The sequence below is a fragment of the Chromobacterium sp. CCUG 30098 genome (assembly GCF_059916605.1).
On sequence record NZ_JAUCGS010000016.1, the window covers coordinates 41,241 to 67,609 of the forward strand.

The 26,369-nt window shown below is 64.8% G+C and carries 26 protein-coding genes; 5 read left to right on the plus strand and 21 right to left on the minus strand.

Annotated features, from left to right (window positions below; all coding sequences use genetic code 11):
* The first annotated feature begins 115 nt into the window (after positions 1 to 115).
* Positions 116 to 1,648: a catalase gene (locus QUG03_RS22215; RefSeq protein WP_500821013.1), complete on the plus strand. Its 1,533-nt coding sequence runs from the start codon at positions 116 to 118 to the stop codon at positions 1,646 to 1,648.
* Positions 1,649 to 1,824: 176 nt separating this feature from the next.
* Here the strand turns inward: QUG03_RS22215 and QUG03_RS22220 are convergent, their stop codons facing one another.
* From QUG03_RS22220 to QUG03_RS22265, 10 genes are all read right to left on the minus strand, one after another.
* On the minus strand, positions 1,825 to 2,274 hold the full coding sequence (locus QUG03_RS22220; RefSeq protein ID WP_500821014.1) for a hypothetical protein: 450 nt from the start codon (positions 2,272 to 2,274) through the stop codon (positions 1,825 to 1,827).
* Positions 2,275 to 3,310: 1,036 nt separating this feature from the next.
* Positions 3,311 to 4,726 (minus strand): alkaline phosphatase family protein, encoded by a 1,416-nt coding sequence (locus tag QUG03_RS22225; protein WP_500821015.1) that lies wholly within the window; start codon positions 4,724 to 4,726, stop codon positions 3,311 to 3,313.
* A 4-nt stretch (positions 4,727 to 4,730) separates the two neighbouring features.
* Entirely contained in the window at positions 4,731 to 5,621 is an 891-nt protein-coding gene (locus QUG03_RS22230; protein ID WP_500821016.1) for a TatD family hydrolase, read from the minus strand.
* A complete protein-coding gene (locus QUG03_RS22235) occupies positions 5,608 to 6,306 on the minus strand; it encodes an EboA domain-containing protein (protein WP_107801522.1) in 699 nt (232 codons plus the stop codon). The genes QUG03_RS22230 and QUG03_RS22235 overlap by 14 nt, the downstream gene beginning before the upstream one ends.
* Positions 6,307 to 6,322: 16 nt before the next feature.
* Positions 6,323 to 7,264 carry a UbiA family prenyltransferase gene (locus QUG03_RS22240; RefSeq protein ID WP_500821017.1) on the minus strand — a complete coding sequence of 314 codons (942 nt, stop codon included), beginning with the start codon at positions 7,262 to 7,264 and terminating at the stop codon, positions 6,323 to 6,325.
* The gene (gene eboE, locus QUG03_RS22245; protein WP_500821018.1) at positions 7,261 to 8,496 is read right to left on the minus strand and encodes a metabolite traffic protein EboE; all 1,236 of its coding nucleotides are present in this window, start codon (positions 8,494 to 8,496) and stop codon (positions 7,261 to 7,263) included. Before eboE ends, QUG03_RS22240 begins: the two co-directional genes overlap by 4 nt.
* Entirely contained in the window at positions 8,483 to 9,715 is a 1,233-nt protein-coding gene (locus QUG03_RS22250; protein ID WP_500821019.1) for a 3-dehydroquinate synthase, read from the minus strand. The genes eboE and QUG03_RS22250 overlap by 14 nt, the downstream gene beginning before the upstream one ends.
* 140 nt (positions 9,716 to 9,855) lie before the next feature.
* Positions 9,856 to 10,917 (minus strand): ferritin-like domain-containing protein, encoded by a 1,062-nt coding sequence (locus QUG03_RS22255; RefSeq protein ID WP_227106029.1) that lies wholly within the window; start codon positions 10,915 to 10,917, stop codon positions 9,856 to 9,858.
* A gap of 13 nt (positions 10,918 to 10,930) precedes the next feature.
* Positions 10,931 to 12,919, minus strand: a complete 1,989-nt coding sequence (locus QUG03_RS22260) for a hypothetical protein (protein ID WP_500821020.1) — start codon at positions 12,917 to 12,919, stop codon at positions 10,931 to 10,933.
* A gap of 10 nt (positions 12,920 to 12,929) precedes the next feature.
* Complete coding sequence (locus tag QUG03_RS22265; RefSeq protein WP_500821021.1) at positions 12,930 to 13,955, minus strand: hypothetical protein; 1,026 nt, start codon at positions 13,953 to 13,955, stop codon at positions 12,930 to 12,932.
* A gap of 433 nt (positions 13,956 to 14,388) precedes the next feature.
* Here QUG03_RS22265 and QUG03_RS22270 point away from each other — a divergent pair, with 433 nt between their 5' ends.
* Positions 14,389 to 14,727, plus strand: a complete 339-nt coding sequence (locus tag QUG03_RS22270) for a hypothetical protein (protein WP_107801526.1) — start codon at positions 14,389 to 14,391, stop codon at positions 14,725 to 14,727.
* Between the two features lie 87 nt (positions 14,728 to 14,814).
* Here the strand turns inward: QUG03_RS22270 and QUG03_RS22275 are convergent, their stop codons facing one another.
* From QUG03_RS22275 to QUG03_RS22325, 11 genes are all read right to left on the minus strand, one after another.
* Complete coding sequence (locus QUG03_RS22275; protein WP_227106023.1) at positions 14,815 to 15,468, minus strand: phage baseplate assembly protein V; 654 nt, start codon at positions 15,466 to 15,468, stop codon at positions 14,815 to 14,817.
* On the minus strand, positions 15,465 to 16,529 hold the full coding sequence (locus QUG03_RS22280) for a phage late control D family protein (RefSeq protein WP_500821022.1): 1,065 nt from the start codon (positions 16,527 to 16,529) through the stop codon (positions 15,465 to 15,467). Before QUG03_RS22280 ends, QUG03_RS22275 begins: the two co-directional genes overlap by 4 nt.
* Positions 16,526 to 16,741: a tail protein X gene (locus tag QUG03_RS22285; protein WP_107801528.1), complete on the minus strand. Its 216-nt coding sequence runs from the start codon at positions 16,739 to 16,741 to the stop codon at positions 16,526 to 16,528. Before QUG03_RS22285 ends, QUG03_RS22280 begins: the two co-directional genes overlap by 4 nt.
* Before the next feature lie 4 nt (positions 16,742 to 16,745).
* Positions 16,746 to 17,657, minus strand: a complete 912-nt coding sequence (locus QUG03_RS22290) for a phage tail protein (RefSeq protein WP_227106019.1) — start codon at positions 17,655 to 17,657, stop codon at positions 16,746 to 16,748.
* A 61-nt stretch (positions 17,658 to 17,718) separates the two neighbouring features.
* Complete coding sequence (locus QUG03_RS22295; RefSeq protein ID WP_500821023.1) at positions 17,719 to 20,436, minus strand: glycine zipper domain-containing protein; 2,718 nt, start codon at positions 20,434 to 20,436, stop codon at positions 17,719 to 17,721.
* Between the two features lie 124 nt (positions 20,437 to 20,560).
* Complete coding sequence (locus QUG03_RS22300; protein WP_191186169.1) at positions 20,561 to 20,689, minus strand: GpE family phage tail protein; 129 nt, start codon at positions 20,687 to 20,689, stop codon at positions 20,561 to 20,563.
* 25 nt (positions 20,690 to 20,714) lie between these two features.
* Positions 20,715 to 20,969, minus strand: a complete 255-nt coding sequence (locus QUG03_RS22305; RefSeq protein WP_107801531.1) for a phage tail assembly protein — start codon at positions 20,967 to 20,969, stop codon at positions 20,715 to 20,717.
* Positions 20,970 to 21,168: 199 nt separating this feature from the next.
* A complete protein-coding gene (locus QUG03_RS22310) occupies positions 21,169 to 21,693 on the minus strand; it encodes a phage major tail tube protein (protein ID WP_043592621.1) in 525 nt (174 codons plus the stop codon).
* Between the two features lie 2 nt (positions 21,694 to 21,695).
* Entirely contained in the window at positions 21,696 to 23,132 is a 1,437-nt protein-coding gene (locus tag QUG03_RS22315; protein ID WP_500821024.1) for a phage tail sheath subtilisin-like domain-containing protein, read from the minus strand.
* A gap of 2 nt (positions 23,133 to 23,134) precedes the next feature.
* Positions 23,135 to 23,329 (minus strand): hypothetical protein, encoded by a 195-nt coding sequence (locus tag QUG03_RS22320; RefSeq protein WP_486636232.1) that lies wholly within the window; start codon positions 23,327 to 23,329, stop codon positions 23,135 to 23,137.
* Positions 23,326 to 23,787: a Gp37 family protein gene (locus tag QUG03_RS22325; RefSeq protein WP_500821025.1), complete on the minus strand. Its 462-nt coding sequence runs from the start codon at positions 23,785 to 23,787 to the stop codon at positions 23,326 to 23,328. Before QUG03_RS22325 ends, QUG03_RS22320 begins: the two co-directional genes overlap by 4 nt.
* Before the next feature lie 231 nt (positions 23,788 to 24,018).
* On the opposite strand from QUG03_RS22325, the gene QUG03_RS22330 reads away from it, so the two are divergent.
* From QUG03_RS22330 to QUG03_RS22340, 3 genes are all read left to right on the plus strand, one after another.
* Complete coding sequence (locus QUG03_RS22330) at positions 24,019 to 24,366, plus strand: Mor transcription activator family protein (RefSeq protein ID WP_107801535.1); 348 nt, start codon at positions 24,019 to 24,021, stop codon at positions 24,364 to 24,366.
* Positions 24,367 to 24,623: 257 nt separating this feature from the next.
* Positions 24,624 to 24,992: a type 1 fimbrial protein gene (locus tag QUG03_RS22335; protein ID WP_146176776.1), complete on the plus strand. Its 369-nt coding sequence runs from the start codon at positions 24,624 to 24,626 to the stop codon at positions 24,990 to 24,992.
* 180 nt (positions 24,993 to 25,172) lie between these two features.
* A complete protein-coding gene (locus QUG03_RS22340; protein ID WP_500821026.1) occupies positions 25,173 to 26,246 on the plus strand; it encodes a type I restriction endonuclease in 1,074 nt (357 codons plus the stop codon).
* Positions 26,247 to 26,369 lie beyond the last annotated feature (123 nt).

A 26,369-nucleotide genomic window follows, 5' to 3' on the forward strand; every position in this document is an offset into this window, starting at 1 on the left:
GTTCCATTAATAAACACTATCAAACAAATTGTAATTTAAGATTTAACAAAACTATCGTCACTTCCGATAATGGCCGCTCCCTTAGTAAATGTTCTAATAATTTATGGGAGTGCCAATGTCAGTTCTGACCTTTTCCGTGAACCGCAAGCTTTTCACCCTGGCGCTGGCTTGTAGCGCCGCTCTGAGCCAAGCCGCCAACCTGACCCAGGACAACGGCGCGCCGGTGGGCGACAACCAGAACAGCCAGACCGCCGGCCCCAACGGCCCCACCCTGCTGCAAGACATTCAACTACTGCAAAAACTGCAGCGCTTCGACCGCGAGCGCATCCCGGAACGCGTGGTGCACGCGCGCGGCGCGGGCGCCGGCGGCGTCTTCGTCGCCAGCGAAGGCTTGCAGGACGTCAGCCGCGCCCTGGTATTCCGCAAAGGCGAAAAAACGCCGGTGTTCGTGCGCTTCTCCACCGTGATCGGCAGCCGCGGCGCGCCGGAAACCGACCGCGACCCGCGCGGCTTCGCCACCAAGTTCTATACCGCCCAGGGCAACTGGGACCTGGTGGGCAACAACCTGCCGGTGTTCTTCATCCGCGACGCGATCAAGTTCCCGGACATGGTGCATTCGCTGAAGCCGGACCCGGTCAGCAATGAGCAAGACCCCAACCGCGTCTTCGACTTCTTCTCCCATTTGCCGGAATCCACCCATATGCTGACCCGGGTGTACTCCAACTACGGCACCCCGGCCAATTACCGTGAAATGAACGGCAGCAGCGTGCACGCGCTGAAGCTGGTGGCCGCGGACGGCCGCTACCAATACGCCAAGTTCACCTGGAAATCGCATCAGGGCGAGCGCAATCTGCGCCCGGACGAACTGCCCAAGGTGCAAGGCCAATCGGTCAGCCACGCCACCGCGGACCTGCTGCAAAGCATAGAACAGAAGCGCTACCCGTCCTGGGACTTGTACGTGCAGTTGATCCAGCCCGAGGACATGAACCGCTTCGCCTTCAACCCGCTGGACCCCACCAAGGTGTGGACCGGCGTGGCGGAGCGCAAGGTGGGCACCATGACGCTGAACCAGGTGCCGGCCAACTTCTTCGAAGCCACCGAGCAGGTGGCGATGTCGCCGGCCAATCTGGTGCCGGGCATCGAGGCCTCGGAAGACCGTTTGCTGCAAGGCCGGCTGTTCTCCTATCTGGACACTCAGATGCACCGCGTCGGCACCAATTTCCAGGCGCTGCCGGTGAACCGTCCGCGGGTGGAGGTGGTGAACAATAATCAGGACGGCGCGCAAAACGCCTCCGGCCGCCAGGGCAGCGTCAATTACGAGCCCAGCCGGCTGGCTCCCAAGCCGCAGGACCCGCAGTTCAAGCACAGCCGCCTGCCCTTGCAGGGCAACACCCAGCAGGAGGCCATCGCCAAGACGCTGAACTTCCAGCAGGCCGGCGAGTTCTACCGCTCGCTGAGCGCGCAGAACCAGGCGGACCTGATCCGCAATCTGTCCGGCGATCTGGCCAAGGTGCGCAATGTCGAGACCCGCGACATCATGCTGTCGCACTTCTACAAGGCGGACCGCCAATACGGCGAGCGCCTGGCCAAGGCCTTGAAGGTGGACGCGAAGGGGATTGAGCGCAGGGCGGCGTTGTTGCAGGAATAAGCTCTGCCGCTTGAGTGAAGCGGGGCGGCCCATGGCCGCCCCGTTTTTTTGCGTGCGCGCCGCGCCGTGGCAGCGGTGTCGGCGGGGTTTGGTGGGTATCGCCTTTCGGCTCCACCCACCCTACAAACCGCCTGCCGTAGGGTGGGTGGAGCGCAGCGATACCCACCGCAAGGTGCTTAGCGGTTTCGCAGGCGGATGCGGCGGAAGCGCGCTTCCAGGCTGAAGCGCTGTCCCAGCGCCAGGTAGATCTGGTGTTGGCTATCGACATGGCGGTAAACCCGAACCCGGTCGGCCCCCAGCAGCATCATGATTTCCAGATAGTTGAAGAAACCCATCCACTGGCCGCGTCCGTCGCGGTCGTCAAAATCGATGTCGCGCGCCACGCGGCTGAGCAGGCCTTTACCGACGTATTCCCGATTGTCCTTCAGCCATTGCAACAGGTGAGCCGCGCATTCGCGGCCATAGGCGTGGTCGGCGAGGAGATCCTTGCTGGGCGCGGGCATCTGCCAGTAATGCGGGTAGGTGCGGCCGGGGCAGAAGCGGACGAAGGGCAGCAGTGCGCTTTGTTGTTCCAGAGCGTTCAGTTTGTAGCGACGGCGCGGGGGAAAGTTTTGAGCGTGTTGCATGGTGTTTCTCCTGCTGTGACACAAGATAAACCACCTGCCGGGGAAGACTGAGGTGAGGCAGGCGCGTGGCAGGATTGGCGTACCGGACTTAACTATCAAACCGGCGAGTGCATGGCACTCCCCCACCACGCACCTGCCAAGAGTGCGTAGGCATAGAAAAACTGCTTGCGCAGTGCTCCGCGCAAGCAAATCGATAGTTAAGTAACGGGACGCCAATCCCGTGTGCCGCTTGTTTTGGCGGCAACGGGGGGATTGTTGCCGAGGGGGCGGGCGGGGTCAAGGTGGGGTGGTTGCTTAGATTGAGCGTGGCTTATTTGTTGGATGGTCTGGTTTTGAATCCGCTACGCGGATATTGATTTAGGTGCCGCTTTCCGCGCGGCGAACGGGAAGGGGGCGGGCCGCCGCCCCCTTTCATCCCCCCTCGTCCCCCAGAACGCGAAACCCCGAAGAAAAAGGGGCCTGCAAGGCGCGGCTGAACTCGCGATTTGCTAGCGTCAAATCGCTCAAACAAAGCAGCCGCTTAAAACCTTGCAGACCCCTTTTTCTCCGGCGCGCCCCGAGGGGACACCTGGGTGCTGCACGAGGTGGTTTGCTCTCTTAAAAAAAGATCAATGACTTGGCTGGGTGAGTCCCTTTGGGGGATAACTCTCCAATTCCACCCGGTCTGTGGATATCTCCAAAGAACCAAGAAGAAACCACGTATTCGACGCACCCCTAGTCCCTTCAAGCCTGCTGACGGGTAGCAGGCCCGAGGTCTTAAGCGGCTGCCCTGTTTGAGCGATTTGACGTTAGCAAATCGCGAGTTCAGCCGCGCCTCGGGCCTGACGGGCCCCGGCGGGAAGCCGTAGGCCAGGCTTGCAGGGCGGCCTTTGGGGTGAAGGGGAATTTGGCCGAGCAAATTCCCCTTCCTGCCAGCCGGGCAGCCCCGGCAATCAAAATCATCATCCGCACAGCGGATTCAACAAAACAATCCTCTCCAAACACAGAGCCCCCAAAGGCACAAACCCCATAAAAAAGCCCACGCGGGGCCTCCGCCCTACTCCATCACCCCATGCTCCCCATACGCCAGCCGCGTCTCCACCTCCCCAAACATATGATCCATGATGATGTCCCGCACCGCCGTCGCCGGCACCGACCCCGGCGGCAAACTGTCCGGCAAGGAACTGATCATCAACGGCCCGTGCTCCGGGTTCAAGGTGGGACGGCCATGCGAACCCCGCACCAAGGACGGGTCCAGCGGAATCACCTCCAACAAACTGCGCATGCCCAGCTTGCGCTTGAGCAAAGTCCAGCCAATGCTCAACTTCGGCCAGTTCAAGGTCGGGTCCAGGAACAACTCCACCGGGTCGTAACCCGGCTTGCGGTGAATATCCACCGTGCGGGCGAAGTCCGGCGCGTGCGCGTCGTCCAGCCAATAGTAATAACTGAACCAGCGATCCGGCCGGCTCACCGCCACCAGCTCGCCGGAGCGCGGATGATCCAGCCCCAGCAAACGCTTGCCGGCCTGATCCAACACCATCTCCACCCCGTCCAGCTCCAGCAACAAGGCCTTCACCTCCGGCACCAGCTCCGGCTGACGCACATAGACATGTGCGATCTGATGGTCCACCAGCGCGAAGGCCGCCGACGCGCCGCAATCCAGCTTGTCCTCGCCCTGCTCCTCCCGCACCTTGAGCCAGCCGGCCATGCGCAGGATGCGGTTGATCGCGATATCGTTGCTGACCGGCGTGACCCCGTACTCGGACAGCGCGATGACGCGGCTGCCGTCGCGCTCCGCCTGCTCGATCAGCTCGCCGCACAACTGATCCACCGCAGCCACCTCCGCCGCCACCTCCGTATGGTCCGGCCCCAGCCTTTGCAGGCAGTAATCCAGATGCGGCAAGTAAACCAGGGTCAGCGTGGGCTGGCGCGAACGGTAGAGATGCAAGGCGCAGTCGGCGATCCAGCGGCTGGAGCGGATATCCGCCGCCGGCCCCCAAAAGTGGAATAACGGGAAATCGCCCAGCTTCTGGCGCAGTTCCGCGTGCAGTTCCGGCGGGTTGCAGTAAAAGTCCGGGAGCTTGCGGCCGTCTGCCTTGTAGATGGGCCGCGGGGTCACGCTCCAGTCCACGTCGGCGTACATGTTGTACCACCAGAACAATTGCGCGCAGCTGAAGCCGGCGTGCAGGCGCCGGGCCTCGTGCCAGAGTTTCTCGCCCTGGATCAAGGCGTTGTTCTGCTTCCAGAACAGCGGCTCCGCCAGTTCGCGCGAATACCAGCCGTTGGCGACGCAACCGTGCGCCTGCGGCAGCTGACCGGTCAGATAGGTGGCCTGCGCCGGGCAGGTCAGCGCCGGCGTCACCGCGGTGATCGGGCGCTGCGCGCCGCGCTCCGCCAGCCGGCTCAGGTGCGGCGCGTGCCGCAGCAGCTGCGGCGTCAGGCCCACCACGTTGAGAACGAGGGTGCGTTGCATGATGTCAGTCCACGATGTCCACCTGCGGATTTTGGCCGCGCAGCACGGAGTTGCCCTGGTACAGCCGGCGCTGGTCCACCGCCAGCGGGCTGTTGGCTTCCTCGATGTCCAGACGGCCGCTCTGGGCGAAGAAGTCCAGCGGATTGCGCCAGACTATGGTTTCGATGTCGCGCTCGGCGATGCCGGCGGCGCGCATCGCCTCCACGGTCTTGGGCACTTTCAGCGGGTCGCTGACGCCCCAGTCGGCCGCGCTGTTGATGATGATGCGTTCGCTGCCGTACTGGCGCACCAGCGCCACCATCCTCGGTTCGTCCATCTTGGTGTTGGGATAGATGGAGTGGCCGGCCCAGCAGCCGGAGTCCAGCACCAGCGGCAGGGTTTCTTCGGTGTTGTGGTCTATCAGCACCCGTTCCGGCGCGATGCCGCTGTCGCGCACCAGGGCCAGGCTGCGCAGGGTGCCGGCCTTCTTGTCGCGGTGCGGGGTGTGGACCAGCGCCGGCAGGTCGAACTGTATCGCCAGTTCCAGCTGGCGGGCGAAGTAGCGCTCCTCGGCCTCGGTTTCGTCGTCGAAGCCGATTTCCCCCACCGCCACCACGCCGTCCTTGTCCAGATAACGCTCCAGCAGCTCCATCACGCCGTCGGCCACGTCCGGGTTGTTGGTTTCCTTGGGGTTGAGGCCCAGGGTGCAGAAGTGGCGGATGCCGAATTGCGCGGCGCGGAAGCGCTCCCAGCCCAGCAGCGACAGGAAATAATCGTCGAAGCTGCCGACGTGCCGCCGCGGCTGGCCCATCCAGAACGCCGGCTCCACCACCACGCTGATGCCGGCCCGGCTCATCGCCTGGTAATCGTCGGTGGTGCGGGAGGTCATGTGGATGTGCGGATCAAACATTTTCATGATGCAGTCCTTGCAGTAGGAAAACGACGTCGTCGGACACGCTGCGGCCGGCGGCGCGGCGCTCGCTGGCGTAAGCGGCCACCATCTGTTCCAGCTCCGGGCTCCAGCGCCGCTCCAGGCCGGCGATGTGCCGCGCCGGCGCGCCGGTGAACAGCGCCTTGAGCACCAGCTGGTTGAAATTGAGATCGGGAAACTGTTGCGCCGGGTAGGCGTTGTCGCAGGCCAGCGCCTGGAACACGCCGGCCACGTGGCTGCGGCTGGCGTCGGTGGCCAGCGCCAGCCAGTCTTCCGGCCTGGGCAGCAGGATCAGCGCCTTGACCACCGCCTGCTGTTCCAGGCTGTCGCCGCCGCGATACAGATCGAAGGCCAGCGCCGCGCCGGCGCCGGCGGCCAGGGCGCGCAGCAGCAGCAGCGCACGGCCGGCGTCGCCGGGCGACCAGGCTTCGGCGGCCAGCACATGCTGGGCCTGCAAGGCCTTGATCGCGCCCTTGGGCAACAGGGTCAGCGCCGCCAGTTGCCGGTTGGCCACGCTGAACAGCCGGCGCGCGGCGGCGGGCTCCGGCACGGCGGCGGTCAGACGGCGACAGGACTCCAGCCACACCAGCGCCTGGGCGGCGTTGTGGCGGTCCGCCGCGTCCAGCAGGCTGGCGTGCAGTTGGTCCGCCAGCATGGTTTGCGTTTCCATCGCGCAGATTCTCCGTTCAAGTGCCCGGCACCCGGCGTTGCCAGCTCCGGGTCAGCCAGGCGGCCAGGACCGCCAGCGCCGCCCACTGCGGCAGGCCCGCGGCGGCGATGAACAAGGCGTCCGCCAGGGCGATGCCGGCAATCAGGCCGCCGACGGCGCGCGGCATGTCGCGGCCGGGTCCGGGCCGGGCCAGCCGCAGGCAATGCGCGCTCCAGCCCAGGCTGAGCAGCAGGAAGGGCAACGCCCAGGGCTGGAACGGTTGGCTGAGCAGGTAGAGCGGCGGCGCGGCCAGGCCCAGCAGCGGCGCCACGCGGCCCAGGCCGGCGCGGCCTTCCTGCTTGGCCACGTAAGTCAGCGCGATCAGGTAAGCCAGCAGCGCCAGCGCCGCCAGCAGCAGCGGGCCGGACAGCGCGCCGGCGCCGAGCGCCAGGCCGCTGATCAGATAGACCTGCATCCGGCACAGGCCCATCAGCAGCGGGCTCAAGGGGTTACCCTTGTGCCAGAGGTCGTAAAGCACCACGGTGGCGGCCAGGCACAGGCCGGCCAGCAAGGCGGACAGGCCCAGCGCCGCCAACAGGGCGACGCCGACGGCCAACTGCGCCGAGCCGGCCAGCAGCACCAGCCGGGCCGACGCCAGCCCGGCGGGTATCGGCCGTTCCGGCCGTTCGCGCGCGTCGATGTGCCGGTCGCAGACGTCGTTCAAATACATGCCGGCCACATAGATCAGCGACAGCGACAACAGCAGCAAGGCGAGCGGGCCGCCGGCCGCGACGTGGCCGGACAGCGCGGCGCCGACGAGGACGTTGCTCCACACCGTGGGCAGGTTGGACACCCGTCCCAGCCGCAGCGCCAGCGACCAGACCCCGGCCACGCGCCGGCGGGTCTGGCGCGCGTGCCGCCGCGACAGCCGCCGCCGGGCGCTGGTCTTGGGTATGGGCAGCGCGGGCTGTCCGCTCATCGCAGCTGGCCCTCCGCCCATTGCAGTTCCCGGCAGATCGCCTCGCCCAGGTCGCCCTGGCGGTGGGCCGGCGGCAACACGCCCCAGCTATAGGTTTCCACTTCCAGATGTCCGCTCAGCGGGCGCTGGCGTTGCAGCGCCAGCAGCCGCGAAAGAAAATCCTGGGTGCTGGCGAACGGCCCCAGCGCGGCGTGGCAGATGGGCACGTGGAAGTGGATGCGCCATTCGTCGGCCGGCTGCCGCGGCAGCGCCGCCAGCGCCGCCAGCAGGTCCGGATAACGCCACAGCTCGCTGCCGCGCCGCGCCACCACTTGGTGCAGATAGGTGTCTTCGGCGAAGGCGCGCAGCGCCTCGGCCGCCATCCGGTCCGGCCGGGTCACGCGCAGGCCGGCGCTGAGCTGCAGCTTGGCGATGGCGATGCCGGCCTGGTCCAGCCGCGCCACCGCGTCTTCCGGCTGTTCGTACTCCACCGCGGCATGGCAGGCGTCCAGGCATACGCCCAGGTGGCGGCGCACGATGGCTTCGGCTTCCTCGCGTTTGACGCCGCACCATTTGGCCACCTGGTTGAGCGCGGCCCGGCTCAGGAGGTGCAGTTCGAAGAAGGCGACCGCGTCTTCGCTGGTGGCCAGCAGGCAGTCCGGTTCCGGTTCCAGCGCCAGCACGATGCGGCGGCCGCTGTCCTGCCGCAGCCGGTGCAGGAAGGCGGCGTGCTCCAGCAGATGGGTGGCGATCCACAGCGCGCCGCTGCCGTCGCCGCTCAGATGCTGGCGGTAGCCGCCGGGCACGGTGCTGACGCTGCCGTATTCCAGTTCCGCCGGCAGCAGATCCGCCAGCAGCTGGGCCAGCCGGTTGCTGTAGATCAGCCGCTGCGGGTCGCGCCAGTCCGGCAGGTAGACGCCGTCCTTCACCGCCTGGCGGTGGAAGGCGCCGAAGGGGAAGCCGTTGAGGGTGAACACATAGCATTGGTGCTCGGCCAGAAAATCGCGGAATTCCGCCTGCGCCGGCGGCTCTTCCAGTTGCCGCGCCGCCAGCGCGGACAGCCGCAGGCCAAGGCCGAACGGCCGGTCCGGCGCCACCCGCGCCTTGATGCGCGGCAGGTGGAAGCCCAGTTGAGCGCGCAATTCCTGCCAGCTTTCGCCGGGATGGATATTGCTGCAGTAGCTCATGTGGACCGCGGGCAAATGGGGGGCCGACACGCTGTCCGGCCGTTGTTGGGGGTCAAGCAGCAACATGGTCATCGCTCCTGTCGCGCAGCCAGTCTATGGCCGCGTTCATCCGATCCGCGTCGATGGCGTGCACTTCCACCCCCTGCCCCAGACGCTGCAGCAGGGTGATGGTCAGATCGCCGCCAAGGTGTTCGCGGAACTCATCCAGCCCGGCCAGCACCTGGCGGCGCTCGCCGTCGCGCCAGTCCAGCGCCGGGTGCCACAGCGCAAAGCCCAGCCGCAGCAGCAGCCGGTGCAGGCTGAGCTGGGCGGCTTCGCGCAACAGGCCGGTCAGCACCGCGTAGCGGCAGTCCAGCGCCAGGCCTATCGCCACCGCCTCGCCGTGGCGCAGCGCGTAGCCGCTCAGCGCTTCCAGCTTGTGCGCGGCCCAGTGGCCGAAATCCAGCGGCCGGGCACTGCCGAACTCGAAGGGGTCGCCGCCCTGGCCGATGTGGTTCAGGTGCAGTTCGGCGCAGCGCCGTATCATCCATTGCATCGCCTCGTCGTCGCCGGCGGCCAGCGCTTCGGCGTTGGCGTCCAGCCAGTCGAAGAAGGCGCGGTCGCGTATCGCCGCCACTTTCACCGCCTCGGCGATGCCGGCGATGCGGTCGCGGCGCGGCAGGCTGGCGATGAAGTCGTAATCGTTGAGCACGGCGAACGGCGGGGCGAAGGCGCCGAGGAAGTTCTTGGCGCCGAAGGCGTTGACCGCGGTTTTGACGCCGACGCCGGAGTCGTTCTGCGCCAGCACGGTGGTGGGCATGCGCACCACGCGCACGCCGCGATGGGTGGTGGCCGCGGCGAAGCCGGCCATGTCCAGCAACGCGCCGCCGCCGACGATGACCAGGCAGCTGTGGCGGTCCACATGGCATTGCTGCAGCCAGCTTTGCAGCGCGAACAGCTGCTCCGGTTCGTTCTTGCACGCCTCGCCGCCCTGGGCCAGACGCGGCGGCGCGGCCAGTTCCAGCGCGGCGCGGTGACGCCGGGCGTAGCGTTCGAACGCGGCCGGCAGCTGCGGGTGGGCGGCGGCCACCTCTTGGTCGATGAGCGCCACGAAGCGGTGCCGCCGTTCCGGCTCCCGCCGGCAGATGGCTTGCCGCAACAGCGGGTTGCCGGGGTCGCTCAGCAGGCCGCGCCCGAAATACACCGGGTATTCGAACGGCACGCTGAAACGCTGCATGGTCATGGCCCCGGCGCTGCGGCCGCCCGCGGCGTCGCTGAGGCCTGGCTTGCTGGCTGACAGTGGCATGGCTGTGCTCCTAGAAAACCGGTTCATGATCCGCCGCGCGCCGCGACATCCTCGCGCGGCGCGCCGACGAGGCGGAAGAGACGGCAAACGCGGTCCGGCGCTAACCGGACCGCTTGGGCGCTACTCCTCCGCCGACGCGTTTAATCGCTGGTGTCCATGCCTCCTTGCGTGTTGACGTAGCGATAGCTGGGCCCGGCCGTCTGCGCGCTGCCCGGCGCCACCGGGGTCTCCATCAGGCTGACCGCCTGCACCTTGAGGTCGTACATCAGGCCGATGGCGGTGTCGATGCGCTTGGGCTCGCCGTTGAAAGCCTGGTGCAGGGCGTTGAGCAGGCTGCTGTAGCTGTAGGCGTAGGCTTCCACCCTCACCTTGGCCTGGGTGTTGTCCTGGTAGTCGTAATCCTGCGGATTGGACACCATGGGATAGACCCCGGCCGGGTCGTAGGGCACTTCCGCGCCGGCGTAGGCGTAGCCGCCGTCCGGGGTGCTGACGATGCGGCGGCCGTAGTAGATTTCGCCGAACTTGTAGTAGTGCGCCGGGTTGCCCGGTGATTGGTTCGGATTGGTGCTGGTGCCCTCGCCTTCAACGATGATGATGTTGATGGCGTGCAGGGCGCTGGCGATGTCCTTGATGGGGAACAGCCGCTCCGGCGAGAACCAGCCCAGCACCTGCTTGGGCACGGTGGCCGGAATGAAGATGCCGTCGCCCAGTTCCTTGATCTTCTTTTTGATCGCGTCGTAGAACTCGCCGATGGTGGCGTAGTCCGGCTCGTCCTCGGCGGCGAGCTTGGGCGTTTCCACCGGCACCGGGTCTTCCGGCTCCTCTATCACCATGAAGGTGTTGAACACCAGCTCCTTGGAAAAGGGCTCGATGCCCACGATGAAGTCATCGCCGCCGATGGACATCGGCAAGGGCCCCGGATACTTGGGGATGAACGGCGGCTTGTTGATCTGTGGGTGGCCGCCGATGGAGATCAGAATATTGCCCGCGATGCACATGTGCAGCATTTCCTGCATCACGATGCTGTGGATCAGCTGGCGGATTTCCTCGTTGTAGCCCGGCTTCAGCGAAAACATCGCGGTCAGATAGGGCGGGATGGTGGCGTGCTCCAGTTCCACCGCGTTTTGCAGGTAGTAGTGCAGTTCGGCCGCGGTCTTGGCGGCGCGGATGCCGTGGATGATGCTGCGTTGCAAGCGAATCATGGCCTGTTCTCCCTCAATCCTTGGACGGCGCGGCTTTGCGCTGCGCCTGGCGTTGCATCACCACCGCGGTCTTGCCGGCAACTTGCAAGGCGTCGAGGCTCACCGCCACCGCGTCGGTGTCCACCGCTTGCGGCGCGGGCAGGACGGCGGCCTTGGCTGGCGGCGCGCCCTTGAGCGGTTTGCCCTGAGCGTCGGTCTGGTTCAGCCACTTGAGGATGATGGCGCGTTTGTCTTCGGACAGGTCGCGCGTCACCGGCATGTGATTGGGGTCGCTCATCGGCAGGGCGAACGCCAGTTTGAGGATGTCCACATGGCGCACTACGGAGTCGTAATCGCCCAGGTCCACCACGTATTTGCTCATGATGGGATAGAGGTTGCCGTACTGGACGAAGATGGGCCGGATATCGTCGTACCAGGTGGGGTGTTCCGGCACCGGCACGCGGTTGAAGGCCAGTACGCTGACAAAGTTCCAGTAATTGCTGACATAACCCTGCGGCTGATGCTGCAGCTGGTAGCCGATGCCGTACAGCTGGCCGTCGATATAGCCGCGCGGATTGCCCGGTCCGGCCGGGATCGCGCCTATCTCCGCGCGGCCGTGGCCGTTGTCGTTGGTGTGGAAACAGGCCGGATAGTGCACCGCGTCCGCCGGCACGCTGATCCTGGGCGGCAGCACCGGTTTATTGTGCGGCGGCGACGGCGGCAACGGTTGGCCGCCGCCCATCAGGGTGGCGCCGTTGGGCAGCAGTCCCACGTTCACCTGCGCGGACAGCGGCTTGCCGTAGCGGCTGGCGAAGAAGCTGACCGGCAGCTGCTGGCCGGCGTTCAGCCGCAGCACGTGTTCGTCGGAACGCACATAGAGACCGTCGATGGACTCTTGCACCAGCACCTGGAACACACCGCCGGACGGCGCCAGCAGCAACACCGGGCAAGCTTCCAGCGCCTGCCTGGCGCCGGGGATGGCCGAGTAATCGAAGTCCTGGATCGCCGCGGTCTGGCGATACCACTCGGACGGCTCGTCGCTGGCCGCCGCGCCCGGCTGCGGCGGGTCGTAGGCCACCTGGCCCAGCACGATGACCTGGTCCTTGGGCAGATTGCCGCTGATCGGCGCATGCGCCGGCTGTTTCAACACCCCAAGCGTCAAGGTGCCCATGTCGACGAAGGCGCCGCTGGCGTCGACGATGGGCAGCGCGTTGCCGAAGTCCGCGGTCAGCGTCTGGCGCTCCGGGTGGTTCTGGCACTGGAAGCTGTAGACGCCGCCGGAGGGCACCATCGGATATTCATTGGGGTTGGGGTCCAACTGCGCGGTCATTTGCCGGCCCATGACGAAGTACCGGGGTTCGCGGTCGTGGTAAGGACCGATGGTGCCGACGATATGGCCCTGGGTATAGCGGGGAATGGACGGGTCGCGGCCGTAGCCGAACAGATTGAACTCGATGGCCAGCAGGCCGTGCTGGCTGGCCTTGCGCAGTGCCTCCAACACCGGCGAGTGGCTGTGCCCGTGCCATTGGACGTTTTCCAGGATGGACTGGTAGTTGGCGGCCAGCAGTTGGTCCGAGCGGATGCCCTGCTGCTGGCGCTGCCACAGATTCATGAAGCCCACCGGCAGCATGTCGCCGATGAACAACGCGCGCTCGACATTGTCGGTCAGCCGCACTTGCAGCGCCCAGATCTGGGACACCATTTGCTGCTGCGGGTCCAGGTCCGCCATTTTGCCCGGCGCGCGGCAATCGGCGTTTTCCATCGCCATGCCGATGATGGGGTCCTGCGCGCTGCTGGTGACCGGCTTGCCGTTGAGGCTGGCGCCGGTGACGCTGCAGCTGACGAAGCGGAAAATGGCGGTGCCCTGCGGGTTCCAACCGCCGTCGCCGCCGGTCGTGGACAACTGCTGGTATTCCTCCTTGAAGGCGTCGGAATCGTAATAACAGACATTGTTGTTGACGGTGGACACGTCCGACTGGAAGTAGCCGGAAAAGTGAATACGGGGAGAGTCGAGATAACTCATGGCGGTTCCTTTACGGCTGCAAAGTGGCCCAACTCGGGTCGGGTTGAGCGTTGCCCTTGTCGGCCGCCGGCGCGTCGGTCTTGCCCTTGTCCGGGCAATCGGTGGCGAACAGGCAGCACCATTCCGGCTTGGCCGGGCACATCTCGGCCACTTTGAGCCAGGTCCGTTTCGGGTCCGGCTTCTGCGCGCGGAAGTGGCTGTAGTTCTGGCTGACCATGGGCGCGTCCGGCGGAGAGCCGGGATCGCCTGAGAAGAAGAAGGACTGCGGGTGCCGGTACGGCGCGCCCTTGCCGCCGTCGCGGGTCGCTTGCTTGTAGAAGGCGTAGCCGAACAGGATGCTGCCCGGCTGCACTATCCGCGAGTACGCCTGGACGCTGCCGTTCAGGTGCGTGCTCTGCTCGGCGTTGTACGGCAGATGCTTGATGAAGTCGCGGCGCGGCGGGTGATTGTCCAAGGAGAACTGGCAGCACTGCGGCGTGCCCTTGGGCCGGTCCGCGTAGCGCAGGAAATAAGCCTTGTTGCCCAAGGACACGAAGGAGCAGCTGTACTGGTTGCTGCCGGGGAAGATGGGCAGGCAGCGTTTTTCATAGTGTTCCATCATCGCGCCGCGGCCGTCGCCGTCCGCCGGCACATAGCTGGCGTCGTAGTAGCTGGCGCCGTAGGACTTTTCGTAGTCCTGACCCTCGCTCATGCCGGCTGGCGGCGAGGCGTACGGCGGCGGGTATTGCTGGATCGCCGCCTGATTGAAGATGCGATACATGGTCCAATCGCTGACCCACCACTCGGGGAACAACGGATCACTGGGTTCGCCGGGCTTGCGCGGATAGACGCAACTGCCCGGCAACAGACAGCCTACGGTGTTGTGCACGCCGCCGGTGTAATAGCTGTGACGCCCAGCCGGCGTGCTTTTCAAGGCCTTGAGCGCGGCGGCCGCGGAGGCCTCCGGCATGTCGGCGGCCTGGGCGCCGGCGGCGACGCAGGCCAGAAGCAGCCACCCCCAGCGCGCGCTGGCGGTGACAGACTGTTGCAATGACATCGATCGTGCTCCTTGTATTGGAACCCCCGGTGCCATCCGCCCCCTTGGCCGCCGCTTCCTGCCCGACGCGCTACGGACGGCGCCGCTTCACGGGCGGCTGACCCGCCCTCCCTGATGCAGCGCACTACGTATAGTCACTTAGTATTAACACACAGAAAAACACATGCTTTTATCATGACTTGTAAGTGTGGTTATAGCCGGCGGCGGATCAGTCGCAAAGGAAAATGTGAAATGCGGACTAAAACGACGCGGGCGCGACAGTCCTCTTCCCGGCCTTGACCCCAAGCTCGGCGCTGGACGACAATCCACGACGCGCCGGCGTTCCCGACGCCGGGAACGCGGCCCGCGCAGGCCGGCAGCCGCCCCGCCATGGACTTGCCCGCTTCCGATCGGTCCCGGACAGGCTGCGCCGACATCAATTGGAAACCTCATCATGGCCCTCTCCTCCCTCCCCTCCGCCGCCGAAGGCCAAGCCACGCGTCAGCTGGGGCAGGCCATCGCCCAATTGCAGGCGCTGCGTCAGCAACATACGGAATTGGGCGTGCTGGACGCGGTGATAGACGAGTTGAGCCGCTGCCGCCAATCCATACGCCAGATCGCCAGCCGCCACCTGTTGGAACTGGACGCCGCCAACAGCAGCCTGGGCGCGGCCTTGCAACTGCTGTGGCAGAGCGCAGACGGCGGAACGCAAGACCAGCACCTCGCCTTCATGCTGGAACCGCTGCATGCGATGCAGCTGAATGCGGCCAGCGAGTTGAACCGCTTGCTCTAAGGGATTGATTCAACACGCAAGCCAGCCCCGACGGAGAGATCCGTCGGGGCTGGCTTGTTGACGCCGCGGCCCAGCTAAGCGCCGCGCCTACACCGGCCCGCCCGTCATGCCGCCCGGCGCCGGATGCACATGGCCGGCCAGGCTCTTGCCGCTGGCCACCACGTCGCCGCCGGCGTTGTTGAAGCTGCCGCCGCTCTGGCTGATGTTGCCGGAGAAGCTGGCGCCGCTGCCGCCGGAACCGTTCAGGCCGCCCTGATAGGTGAGCAGACCCTTGACCAGCAAGGTGCCGCTGATCTCGGTGGCCGGCGCGTCTATGCTGACCTTGGCCCCCGCCTTGAGGACGATTTCCGCCCCGGCCTCCACCACCACTTTTTGCACCCCGCCGCTGACGGTGAGCTGATGCGCGGCGCGGTCGTATTCCAGCGTCGCGCCGTCGGCGAAGCGGCGATGCCATTTATCGACGCTGGCCACCGGCACCGCGTCGGCGGCGGAGAAAATGGCGCCCAACACCACGCCGTCCTCGCCGCGCGCGTCCAGCAGCACCGCCACCTGCTCGCCGATGTCCGGCAGCCAGTAGTCCTTGTCGCGGCCGCTCTTGCGGCTGAGCACCGGCAGCCAGGCGGTGCGCAGACGCCCCAACTCCGGCAGCCGCACTCGGACGCGCTGGGTATTGGCGTCCACGGCGGAGACGCTGCCGAACTTGAGGGTGGCCAGCGCTTCCGGCAGGGGTACGTCCATCATGGCTTGCTCCTCTCTTTTTGCGGGTTTTGGGCGGCGCCGGCGCTCACCCGTTTCAATTCCAGCTCGCACACATAGCCGTCCTGGCGGCTGATGCGGTGGCTGGCGCGCTGGATCTGGTAGCGGCCGGACAATTTGCCGAAGCCGTCCAGATCGATATTGCTGCCGGCGGCCAGCTGCGGCGAGCCGTCCACGGTGATGGACATGCGAGTGCGGTCCAGTTGGCGGCGCTCCAGTTCCGCCGCCGCCATCTGTTCGGCCTGGCGCTTGCCGGCGGCCTTGCGGGTGAGCTTGACGGTGTCCGCGCTGCTGGCCTTGCCGCCCGGCGCCTTGGCGTCGGCGCGCACGCTGGCGGTGCGCAGCGCGCGCTTGGCCGGGTCGTGATAGCTGACGTCCACCTGGGCCGGCACCTTGCTGAGCTGGTCCTGGGCCTGCCAGGCCATCAGCTGGGCCGGGGTGTAGCGGCGCACGCTGGCGCTCCGCATCAGGTCGCTACGCTTCCAGAACACCAGCTTGCGGTTGTTGTCCATCACCTTGCAGACATAGCCGTGCTGGTCCGCCACCCGTTGCAGGAACTGCAGATCGGTTTCGTGGTACTGGGTCAGCCGGTCTATGTTCACCGTCTCGATCTTGCCCTGCAGCTTCATCCGGTGGCGCTTGGCGATGCGCTGGGCCAGCGCTTGCAGCGTGATCTGCTCATAGGCGCGGCCGTTCTTGGTGCGCAGCGGGTGCTGCACGCCGGTGGCCAACGCGCGGATGCGCACGGTGGACGGCGGCGAGCGGTATTCCACTTCGTCGATGTCGAAGCTGCCCGCCGCCACCAGCGCCGCGCCGCGATAGCCCAGTTTGAACGCCAGCGTGGCGCCCTTGTCCGGATACCAGCCGTCCAGCCAGCGGCCGTCCACGTCTTCCAATTCCACGTCCAGCTCGTCGGATTCGCCGCTCAGGTGATCGGTATAGCTGACGCTGAGCGCGTGGCGAGCGATGTCGGCGGTAATGGATTTGCCGTTGTAGCTGAGTTCGAAGGCCGGCGTCGGCACCTCTTGCGCGCGGCTGTCGCTCATGAGCGCCTCCACGGCGGCAGTTGCTCCAGCGCCTCGCTGTCCGCGGCCTCCAGTACCGGAACGGCGAGGATCAGGCCGGCGGGCAGGGTTTCGCCTATGGGAATGTGGGCGTTGTTGGCGATCAGCTGCGCCATCTGGCCGACGTCGCCGTAATAACGCCAGGCGATCTGGTCCCAGCGTTCGTTTTCTTGAGTCACATGATTCAGGAACATGGCTTCACCTCAGGATGCGCCGCACCGCGGCCTTGGCGGCCAGGCCGGCCAGCGGCTCGGCCAGTTCGCGCAAGGCCACCTCGGAGCGGCCGTTGATTTCTTCGCAGGCGGCCAGCTTGTCCAGCACCTGGCCGGCCTGGGTGCCGGCCAGCAGCCGGCCCATCGCCGTCATATTGAGCTTGGCCTGCTGCAGGCTCTGGCCGACGCGCACCGCGTCGCCGGCCAGCTTGCTGTATTGCTCGAACTTGGCCATCTGCTCGCCGCTGACTTGCAGCCCGGGGGCCAGCGCCTGCACCTCCTTGAGCAGGCCGGGCAGCTTTTCCAGCGCCGCGGCCGGGTCTCGGCCGGCCAGCTGGCGCAGTTCGCGCGCGGTGTTGATCACGGTCTTGACCTTGCCCACCACGCTTTTGACCTGGGCCACGGTCTTGGCCAGGCCGGCGATGTCGGCCTTGAAGCGCTCCAGCCCGGCCGGCAGCTTGAGCTTGCCCGCGGGCAGGCTGGCGGCGGCCTTGGCCAGCGCCGGCTTGGGCTTGGGCGGCGCGTCGCCGCCGTACTCGCGCAGGCTGAGCTGGGCCTCCACCGCCAACAGGCTGCCGCTGCGGTCGGTCTGGCGGCCGGTGCTTTGCAGTTCGGCGATGACGAAGCGGCCTTTGTAGTCGCCGTTGCCCAACACCAAGGCCAAGGCCTGGTGCTGCAGGCGTGCCGCCTGCAGCTTTTGCAGCTCCTCGTCCGGCTGGCAGTAGGCGGCGTGCAGCACCAGGTCGATGCGGATTTCGTCCAGCTTGTCGCCGACGAATTGCAACACCGGCTTGCCGCCGATGCGGCCGTGTTCGGCGAAGTCGCTGCCGCTGCGCTGTTCCAGGCCGTCGAAATAACTGATCAGATCAAACTCGATATTGCCCAGTACCGCGTACATGGGTTGCCCTCCGAATGGGTGGAAAGAGGACCCGGCGCGCGGGCGCGCCGGGCTCCGCGACTCAAGCGCGGGCGCTGTAACTACGCCGTTGCCTGTCCGCCTCGTAGCGCCGCATCAGGCGTTCGAACTCGACGTAGGACAACTGCACCGCCTGCTGCACCTGCTGCTTGACCGTGGCCGCCGCGCCGGCGGTAACGGTGATGTGCGGCGCGAAGGTGACGTTCATGCCGCCGCCGGCGTTCTTGGCCGGCGCCTTGGCCGCCGCGCCGCCCTGTTGCAGGCGTTGCAGCTGCCGGGCGCGCACTTCCGCCTGGGCGGACACCGAGACGCTGGCCGTCACTTCCGCGCCGACCCCGCCGCGCTTGCCCGCCAACGCGCTGAAGTCCACCTTGGGCGGCCGCGACGGCGGCTGGGTGGCGGCAGGCGGCGCGGCGGGCGGCTGCTTGGCCTTGCCGGGCATGGGCGCGCCGTGGATGGCCTGGCCCACCTTGCCGCCGGCCCATTCCCCGGCGTACTTGCCGGCGAAGTGGCCGATGACGCCGCCCACCAAGGTGCCGACGCCGGGCAGAATCATGCTGCCTATGGCCGCGCCCATCGCCGCGCCGCCGATGGAGCCGCCGGCCTTGCCGCCTATCTTCCAGTACTCCTTGTTCTTCTCGGTCTGGCTGCGATTGGACTTGCTGACGTTCCACGCCTCCTGGCCGGCCTCCAACGCCGTGATCACCGAACCGGCGACGCCGGCCTTGAGCAGGCCGCCGGTGCGCTTGAACACTTCCTTGCCGATGCCGAGTCCGGCCTTGGCCACGCCGGCGCCGGCCTTCAACAAGGGCGCCGCGCGCTGGGCCGCCGCCTTGGCCAGCTTGGCCGCGCCGCCGATGCCGCCGCGCGCCAGCCCGGGCAGACGCTTCAGCCCCGCTCCGACGCGGCTGGCCACCGAACCCGCCGCCCTGGCCGCGCTCTGCGCGCCGGCCTTGGCCTTGCCCGGCAGGCTCTTGAGCCAGTCCCCGGTTTTCTGCGCACCGCTACGCAGCATGCCAGGCACCTGCTTCAGCGCATTGCCCAAGCCTTTGATTCCGGCCTTGGCCAACGCCGCGCCGCGACGGAACGCTTCGCCGATGCCGCCTGGCAGGCCGCGGCCCTTGGGCAGGCGCCGCGGACGCGGGCTCCGCCTGGGGCTCGGTCTCGGCTGCGGGCTTGGCCTCCGTTTCGGGCCGGGCTTGGGACGCGGCTTGGGCCTGGGTCGCCGCTCTTTACGGCCGCGCTCGCGCCGCTCTTCCTTCTTGCGCTGGTCCCGATCCGGGTCCATGCCGTCGCCGGGCTTGTCGATGTCGCGCGTGGCCGGCTGGCAGCAACAGCAGCAGTTCTCGGGCTTGGCCTCCATGCAGCCGCCGGGCTTGTCCGTCTGGCTCTGGCTGCTTCCGGGTTTGTCCGTCTCGCTCTGAGTGGCGCCCGGCTTGTCTTCCTTGAACCATTCGCTGCCGGCGGCCCAGAGCTTGCCCAGCAAGCCGCCCTTGGTGTCCTGGTAACGGCGCAGCGATTTGCCCACCTTGTCGCTGATCTCGCCGGCCTTGGTCGCGCCGTCCTCCAGCGCTTTCACCGAGCCGAGCAGGCTTTCCACGCTGGGCAGCTTGCCGCCCAGCAGCGGGTTGAGCTTGCCGTGCACATAGCGCAGCGCCTTGTTGCCCATGCCTTGCGACAAGGTCTTGTGCACGGTGCCGGCCGCCTTGGCCACATCGCGGCTGATGCTGCCCACCTTGTCGTTGAATTCGATCAGGGGCGTGGCGTCCGGCGCCGGCAGGCCTTGCAATAGACGAATGGCGGAACGGATCTTGCCGCCGCCGGCCTTGCCTTTGGCCGCCGCGCCTCCCGCCTTGCCCGGCTGGGCCGCCCTGGCGCCGTCTTCTTTCAGCAGCGTCTCACTGGCGGCGGCGATCTTGGCCAGCACGCTGCCCGGGGTGTCGGCGTAGCGGCGCAGCGCCTGGCCCACTCTGGCCGCGCCCTTGGCGACGGTGTCGCCGGCGTCGCGAGTGCTTGCCAGCGCGCCCAGCATGGCGTCCACGCTGGGCAGCTTGCCGCCCAGCAAGGGATTGAGCTTGCCGTGCACATAGCGCAAGGCCTTATTGCCCAGGCCTTTGGACAAGACTTCGTGGGTTTTGCCGGCGGCGTCGGACAGCCAGCGCGAGGACAGCTGAACAGCGTCGGCCACGCCTATCCATCGCTGGATGCCGGGCGTGCGCAGACGCTGAAGGGTGGATTCGAGATCGGGCGGCGCGTCCTTGGACTTGTCGCCACCGTCTCCGCGCGGGGTCGGGCGCTTGGGCACGGTCGGCGGGCGCGGATTGCAGGTGGCGTCTTTTTGCCGCTCCTGGCTTTCCAGCACCCGCTGTTCCACTTCGATCACCGCCTTGACCTTCACCGAGGCCTGCAGCTCGACGCGGCACTTGGCCACCATCTCGCTGACCTGGGACACGCCGGGCAGGGCGAGCTTGACGCCCTGGCCGCGCTTGACGCTGTCCAGCCAGGCGTCGTGACGCCGGCGCAAGCGGTCCAGCGTCAATTCCAGCTTGCGGTGATCCCGTTCCAGCTGCGGCAGATCCAGCGCGGCGAAGGCCTTGCGGGAACGCTCCACGCTGTCGCTCAGCTCGCGCTGGCGGTCGCGCAGGCGCAAGCTGGTCTTGCCCAGTTCGTCCAAGGAGGCGCGGGCGGAACGGAAGGCGTTGTCGAAGACCCCGGACAGCGTCGCTCCCACCTTAAGACCGATGAAAAACTCGCTTACCATGGTGTTAGCCTGTGAGTATGAGGGGAAGGCCGCCAAACCAGCTCCGGCGGCTCCGGGTGGGGCCGGCGGGCGTCCTGACGGATGGGCCGGCCCCGGGCCGCGCGGACGCGCGGCGCAGGAAAAATCAGTCTCGATCCAGCCACTGCTGTTCGCGCTCGTGACGGCGCTGGATCTCTCGCTCCGCCACCTCGCACCAAAACCAGTAGTCGTCCATCGCCAGCGCGTCGATTTCCGACGGCGGCAGGCCCAGCACGGTCAGCAGCGCTTCGTCGAAGTCCTTAAGCGTCGTCGGAGACGCCCACCATGTCGCGAAAGCAGTCCGCCAGCGCGCGGCTGTCGGCGATGTCGAGCTGGTCGATGTCTTCCAGCGTCAGGCCGGTCATGCGCGCGAACAGGAAATCCTCCTGGTCCGCGTCGTCCTGGCTGTGATGGCTGGCGGCTTTGAGATCCGCGCGCTTCAGACGGCTGATGTCCAGGCTGTCCAGACGTTCGCCGGCGGCGTTGGTGAACGGGTATTTGAGTTTGATCTTCATGTGAGCTCCTTGGTCGCGGGCTGCGTGGTTGATGAGCTTCATTGTCCGGTTTACGGCCCGTCGGGTCTGTTAAAGCCCTTTAGGGAAAGGCTTGAAGCCGCCGGTCGCCTCCCCGCGGCTCCGGCGGACCCGGCCAAGCCGGGTCCAGCCTCGTCAGCGCGGAAAGAGAGAAACAAGCCGGCCGGCGGCCGGCCCTCCATCAACCGCCGATATTGCGACGGTACAGTTCCAGCATGTCGTTGCCGCCCACCCGGAAGATGTTGGCCAGGTAGTCCAGCTCCAGCACGTCCTCGCCGTCCACGACCTGCTTGATGTAGGTGGCGGAGAAGGAAGAGCTGAAATCGGCGTTTTCATGCTGCTTGTAGGTGCCCAGCGGATTCTTCTTGAACATCACGGTCAGGAAGGTCACCAGGCTGACCTGCTGCAGGCGGCCCTGCGCGCCGTAGGTCTCGATGCTGGAGCGGGCCTGCAATTGCACCGCCTGGAACGGGTTGGCGATGATCTTGGCCACGTCCTTGTACAGCGAGTTCCACTTGATCTCGCCTTCCAGCTTGTCGAAGCCGGCCGGCAGCTCGATCTTGCCTACCATGCCCAGCGCCTTGTGCTCCTGCATGATGGCGGACACGTCCGGCAGCTTGATCTCCTCGGCTCGGCCCAGCAGCGAGTTGCCGTTGATGTAGATGTTGGCGTTGGTGATGCGGTTGATTTCAATCTTGCCTGCCATGATCAATTGCCTCCCTTCAGGCTCAACAGGTATTCCGAGGTGATCTCGGTCTCAAAGGTCAGACGTTCCAGCGGCGGCGGCACCGTGTACTTGTAGCTGATCAGCAGATGGCCGGCGGCCAGCTCGGTCTCCGGATTGCGCGCCACGTCGAACCAGGCCTTGAAGCCCAGCAGCGCGCCGTCGCCGATCAGCTTGCGGCCGTAGCCGTTCACCGATTCCACCAGCGCGTCGATGGTGGCCTGGTTCAGCGGCATGTCGATGAACTGCTGGCTGAAATAGCGGATCGACTCATTGATCACGTCGCCGGTGCGGCGCACGTTCTCGAAGTTGCGCATATGGCTGACGGTGGGCCAGGCGGCAGTGCGGTTGCCCCACAGGCGGAAACCGGAACCAAAGCTGGAGAACACCGTGGTGATGCCCTGCTCGTTCAGCAGGTTCACCTCGGACTGCGGGTCGTCGATCATCGCGGTCAGCTGGCGCTCCACGCCGATGACGCCGGCCAGCTCCTGGTTGGAACTGGACCACCAGAAGCCCTTGTCGTTGTCCACCTTGGCGCGCAGGCCGGCGGCGCGGGCCGACAGCGGCTCCAGACGGGTGTCGTTGGTGGCCGGGTCGAACACCTTGACGTGCGGATAGCACAGGCGCACGCGGTCGCTGGAGGTATTGAAGTTGATGCCGCCGGCCGGGCCGCGGCCCGCTTGCGCCTGGGCGAAGCTGGTGCCGATGGACGCGTCGACATAGGCGATGGCGTCCAGCTTGTCGGCCATGGCCGCCATCGCGCTGGCCACCGAGTTCTGAGTGCAGAAGCCCGGCGCGATCAACAGCTTGGCGAAGAAGCCGAAACGGTTATAGGTATCTTGCAGCGCCTTCAGGCCGGTGCGGTTGCCGGCGGCGTTGACCGCGCCGATGATATCGGCGGCGGTGACCTTGGCCGGGTCGGCGTAGTCATAGCTGACTTTCAGGCCGGCGCCGGCGGCGATGGCGCCGTCCTTCAGCCGGGTGATCTTGCCGTTGACCGCGTCCAGCAGGTAGTCGGTGCCGGCCACGTAGGCGGTGGCGCCGTCGGCGCTCTTCACCGTCACGTTCAAGAGCGCCGCCTTGGCGGTCTTGCCCTGGCCGGTGGCCGCGTCCAGCGTCACGGCCTCGCCGGCGACCGAGCTCTTGTGCAGCGCCGGGTCCAGCACATTGATCACCACCACGGTGCCGGCGCCGTGATCGTAGATCGCGTTCAGCGCTTGCGGAATGGTGAAGCCGGCCAGCTGCGGGCCAAAGGCCGCCCCGTCTTTTTCCGACAGGCACAACACCGGGGTATTGGCCGCTTCCGGCGCCAGCGGCGCGGTGCCGATCAGGCCGATCACCGCCGATTTGACGGTGCGCACCGGGCGCGCGCCGCGTTCCACTTCAATGGTTTCCACGCCATGCAGATAATTGGCTGCCATGCTCAAGCTCCTTGTTCAGCGCTAGGGGACGTCGATGCCGCCGCTTGCGGCAACGGGCTCAGATGCTGCAAGGCCAACAGCACGCGGGTGTAATCGTGCTGTTCCGGCATCTCCACCTCGGCGCCGGGAAACAACATGATTTCCTGGCCGTCGGCCAAAGTGACGCCGCTGATCGGCCCGGAATACAAATACTTCATGCTTGCTCCTCCTTAGTGACTGCGGTTAACACAGGCTCATGCCCCGGGGCCGCCTCCGCCACCTGCAAGGTGTCGGCGGCCAGCGAAATGGCGTAACGGGCGATGCCGTCGCTGAAGCCCAAAAAGGTTTCGCTCGACAGACAGGCGGGTCGGCAATCCGGCGCGGAGAATCCCAGGCAGGCGCGCCGCGCCGCGTCCAGCGCTTCCGTATCGTTGACTTGCGCCCCGGCGCGCCGCAGCAGCAGCGTCAGCTCCAACTGCAGCGTGCGCAGCTGGCAGACGCCGGCCACATCGCGCGGCAAGGCGAATTGGCTGCCTCGATAGCTCAACAAGAGCACGCCTTGCGGATGTTCAAGCCGGTAATCGGCCGGCGCGGCGCAATGCTCGACGCTCAATGACGGCAAAGCGCCGCGCAAACGCGCCAACAGCGCGTCAACGATTTGGGAAGTGCTGGCCACGGGCGGGCTCCTGGACATCGTGGGAAGAAAGGCGAGATCACTCGCAAGGACGGTTGCCGACGACGCCTGGCCATCGAACGAGGGCAAGGATGCGCCATCGTCCCCATTGCGGTCTTTTAACCCTCTTTACAGAAAGCCGGACCGCGCCGGCGCTGACAGCCGTCATCCGGGCCGCGCGCGCGAAGACGGCGATAATGGCCGTCATCGATACCGCCGCCAAAGGACAACGCCATGCAAGCACGCTTTCGCAGCAAAGGACCGGAACTGCTCGTCGACCTGGCCCAGCACGTGGCCATGACGCTGAAACAGCTCGCCAACACCGAACAACAACAAGCGGAGCAACTGGGGCAGGAAATCGCCGAACGCATGGCCAAACACTGGGGCGGACAGAACATCTACTTTCCCATCGGCTTGTCCTATCAGTCCTCCCTGCGCGACCAGCAGATCTACGGCGAATTCACCGGCGGCAACCACGCCGAACTGGCGCGTCGCTACGGCGTATCGCTGCAATGGATCTACAAAATCATCAAGACGGAACGCCAAAGGGAGCTGGAGCAACGCGCCGGGCAGACCGGCTGAACACGCCCCGCCGCGCCCATGAAAAAAGCCGCCCCTCCAAAACTGGAGAGCGGCTTTTCTGACTCAGACTTTAAACAAACTTAATCCAACAAAGGCTTGATTTAAAACATTTATAGTAATTTTCTATTAAATATAGTTTTAATATATTAATTTTTTCCTGGAATCAATCCGGATACCGCCTATACCTAGAAGGCCACACCACCACAGCGGCCACAGACCGCTGAGCGCAACGTCACTAGATCAAACGGGGTATCCACATGACACATCCAGCGCCTCTCGCCGCCATGGCTTTCCTGCTGCTGTCGTCTTTTGCTCACGCCGACGGCGGGGTCATCACCTTCAGCGGCCGCATCGTCGAAGCCCAATGCCCGTTGGCACTCGACGCGCCCAGCCGCGTCAACGGCCCCAGCCGGCTGGAAGTCGGCAAATGCAAGGCGCCAGTCCATATCCAGGCCCTCGCGGCCAACGGCGAGAACCTGCCGGTGCGCGCCAACGCCGACGCCCTAGCCAGCAGCCAGGTCGCCGCCAAAGGCTATGACCTGGATCGCAGCGACAAGCTGCGCAGCTTCAATATCCTCACGCCCAAAGACAAGCAGCGCGGCCAACTGGTGGTCAGTTATTACTAAACCATTCAAGTTTTTTGTTGCCGTTAAAATAAATAGCCTCCAATTTTGGAGGCTATTTTTTATTGCGCATCAAATGTAATTATCTAAACACAAACCATCTTTATGCAGCATGAATTGACAAGTCAATGCCATTTCTTTAAGAATAGAAAAATATTTGGCATAAATTAAAAGGAGCATCTCATGGAGTTTACAAACAAGCTCAATACCTTATCTAGCAGATCAAGACAACTAGGGCCCTCTCTACAAACTGAAGAAGCTACCAAAAACGCCCTAGTAATGCCCTTTTTAAGCACGATTCTTGGCTATGATGTTTTTGATCCAACTGAAGTCATCCCTGAATTTACTGCTGATGTCGGAACCAAAAAAGGTGAAAAAGTAGACTATGCTTTAGTAAAGGACAATCAAGTTCAAATTCTTGTTGAATGCAAAAAATACTCAGAATCACTCTCTGTCCAGCATGCCTCCCAGTTATTCCGATATTTTGCTGCAACACAAGCTCGAATCGCCATCCTAACTAATGGTCATCAATATTTGTTTTTTACTGACCTTGATGCACCAAATAAAATGGATGAAAAACCATTTTTACAATTAGACCTGGAAGACATAGATGAGCATGCCATTCCTGAAATAGCGAAAATGACAAAACAGTCATTTAATTTAGACTCTATTTTAAATGCAGCAGAAGAATTAAAGTATGTTCAACAAACCAAAAGCATTCTCAACACCCAATATAAAAACCCAGAAGAAGACTTCGTTCGTTTTTTTGCAACAAGAATATACAATGGCGTGTTGACTCAAAAAGTACGGGATCAATTCTCATCCATCGTAACAAAGGCGCTCAACCAGTATATCAGTGATAGGATAAATGATAGGCTAAAAACTGCAATGGACAACACAGGGCCTATAACCACTCCGACTATCCCTGAAGATGACAATTCCAACGTAGAAGAGTCAAAAGAAGCTTCCATCACTACTACCAAAGAAGAAATAGAAGGCTTTTATCTGGTGTTATCTATTATTCGCACTGCTATAGATTCCAACAGGATCGCCTATAGAGACACTCAAAGTTATTTTGGAATTCTGGTTGATGACAATAATAGAAAACCGATCTGCCGACTTCACTTCAATCGGACACAGAAATATATCGGTTTATTTGACGAAGAGAAAAAAGAAACTCGTCACCCCATCACCAAGCTAGACGATATTTTCCAGTTTTCAACACAACTGGTTGCCACCGCTAATACCTATTTGTAATATATCTGTCTCAGACGCAACAAAGCCTCCCTTTGGGGAGGCTTCTGTGTCGCCGTTCAACAGCACAATGCATAAAGCCCAGCTCGATTGAGCTGGGCTTTGCAATGGGGCGTCTGGCGGTGT

What these genes read in the sequence shown, in the direction of transcription:
- QUG03_RS22265 (WP_500821021.1), bottom strand. Translation starts at nt 13,955, where the DNA reads ATGTCATTGCAACAGTCTGTCACCGCCAGCGCGCGCTGGGGGTGGCTG.
- QUG03_RS22250 (WP_500821019.1), bottom strand. Translation starts at nt 9,715, where the DNA reads ATGCCACTGTCAGCCAGCAAGCCAGGCCTCAGCGACGCCGCGGGCGGC.
- eboE (WP_500821018.1), bottom strand. Translation starts at nt 8,496, where the DNA reads ATGTTGCTGCTTGACCCCCAACAACGGCCGGACAGCGTGTCGGCCCCC.
- QUG03_RS22330 (WP_107801535.1), top strand. Translation starts at nt 24,019, where the DNA reads ATGCAAGCACGCTTTCGCAGCAAAGGACCGGAACTGCTCGTCGACCTG.
- QUG03_RS22235 (WP_107801522.1), bottom strand. Translation starts at nt 6,306, where the DNA reads ATGGAAACGCAAACCATGCTGGCGGACCAACTGCACGCCAGCCTGCTG.
- QUG03_RS22220 (WP_500821014.1), bottom strand. Translation starts at nt 2,274, where the DNA reads ATGCAACACGCTCAAAACTTTCCCCCGCGCCGTCGCTACAAACTGAAC.
- QUG03_RS22280 (WP_500821022.1), bottom strand. Translation starts at nt 16,529, where the DNA reads ATGAGCGACAGCCGCGCGCAAGAGGTGCCGACGCCGGCCTTCGAACTC.
- QUG03_RS22295 (WP_500821023.1), bottom strand. Translation starts at nt 20,436, where the DNA reads ATGGTAAGCGAGTTTTTCATCGGTCTTAAGGTGGGAGCGACGCTGTCC.
- QUG03_RS22335 (WP_146176776.1), top strand. Translation starts at nt 24,624, where the DNA reads ATGACACATCCAGCGCCTCTCGCCGCCATGGCTTTCCTGCTGCTGTCG.
- QUG03_RS22255 (WP_227106029.1), bottom strand. Translation starts at nt 10,917, where the DNA reads ATGATTCGCTTGCAACGCAGCATCATCCACGGCATCCGCGCCGCCAAG.
- QUG03_RS22225 (WP_500821015.1), bottom strand. Translation starts at nt 4,726, where the DNA reads ATGCAACGCACCCTCGTTCTCAACGTGGTGGGCCTGACGCCGCAGCTG.
- QUG03_RS22285 (WP_107801528.1), bottom strand. Translation starts at nt 16,741, where the DNA reads ATGTTCCTGAATCATGTGACTCAAGAAAACGAACGCTGGGACCAGATC.
- QUG03_RS22215 (WP_500821013.1), top strand. Translation starts at nt 116, where the DNA reads ATGTCAGTTCTGACCTTTTCCGTGAACCGCAAGCTTTTCACCCTGGCG.
- QUG03_RS22305 (WP_107801531.1), bottom strand. Translation starts at nt 20,969, where the DNA reads ATGAAGATCAAACTCAAATACCCGTTCACCAACGCCGCCGGCGAACGT.
- QUG03_RS22290 (WP_227106019.1), bottom strand. Translation starts at nt 17,657, where the DNA reads ATGTACGCGGTACTGGGCAATATCGAGTTTGATCTGATCAGTTATTTC.
- QUG03_RS22270 (WP_107801526.1), top strand. Translation starts at nt 14,389, where the DNA reads ATGGCCCTCTCCTCCCTCCCCTCCGCCGCCGAAGGCCAAGCCACGCGT.
- QUG03_RS22275 (WP_227106023.1), bottom strand. Translation starts at nt 15,468, where the DNA reads ATGATGGACGTACCCCTGCCGGAAGCGCTGGCCACCCTCAAGTTCGGC.
- QUG03_RS22230 (WP_500821016.1), bottom strand. Translation starts at nt 5,621, where the DNA reads ATGAAAATGTTTGATCCGCACATCCACATGACCTCCCGCACCACCGAC.
- QUG03_RS22310 (WP_043592621.1), bottom strand. Translation starts at nt 21,693, where the DNA reads ATGGCAGGCAAGATTGAAATCAACCGCATCACCAACGCCAACATCTAC.
- QUG03_RS22340 (WP_500821026.1), top strand. Translation starts at nt 25,173, where the DNA reads ATGGAGTTTACAAACAAGCTCAATACCTTATCTAGCAGATCAAGACAA.
- QUG03_RS22315 (WP_500821024.1), bottom strand. Translation starts at nt 23,132, where the DNA reads ATGGCAGCCAATTATCTGCATGGCGTGGAAACCATTGAAGTGGAACGC.
- QUG03_RS22240 (WP_500821017.1), bottom strand. Translation starts at nt 7,264, where the DNA reads ATGAGCGGACAGCCCGCGCTGCCCATACCCAAGACCAGCGCCCGGCGG.
- QUG03_RS22260 (WP_500821020.1), bottom strand. Translation starts at nt 12,919, where the DNA reads ATGAGTTATCTCGACTCTCCCCGTATTCACTTTTCCGGCTACTTCCAG.
- QUG03_RS22320 (WP_486636232.1), bottom strand. Translation starts at nt 23,329, where the DNA reads ATGAAGTATTTGTATTCCGGGCCGATCAGCGGCGTCACTTTGGCCGAC.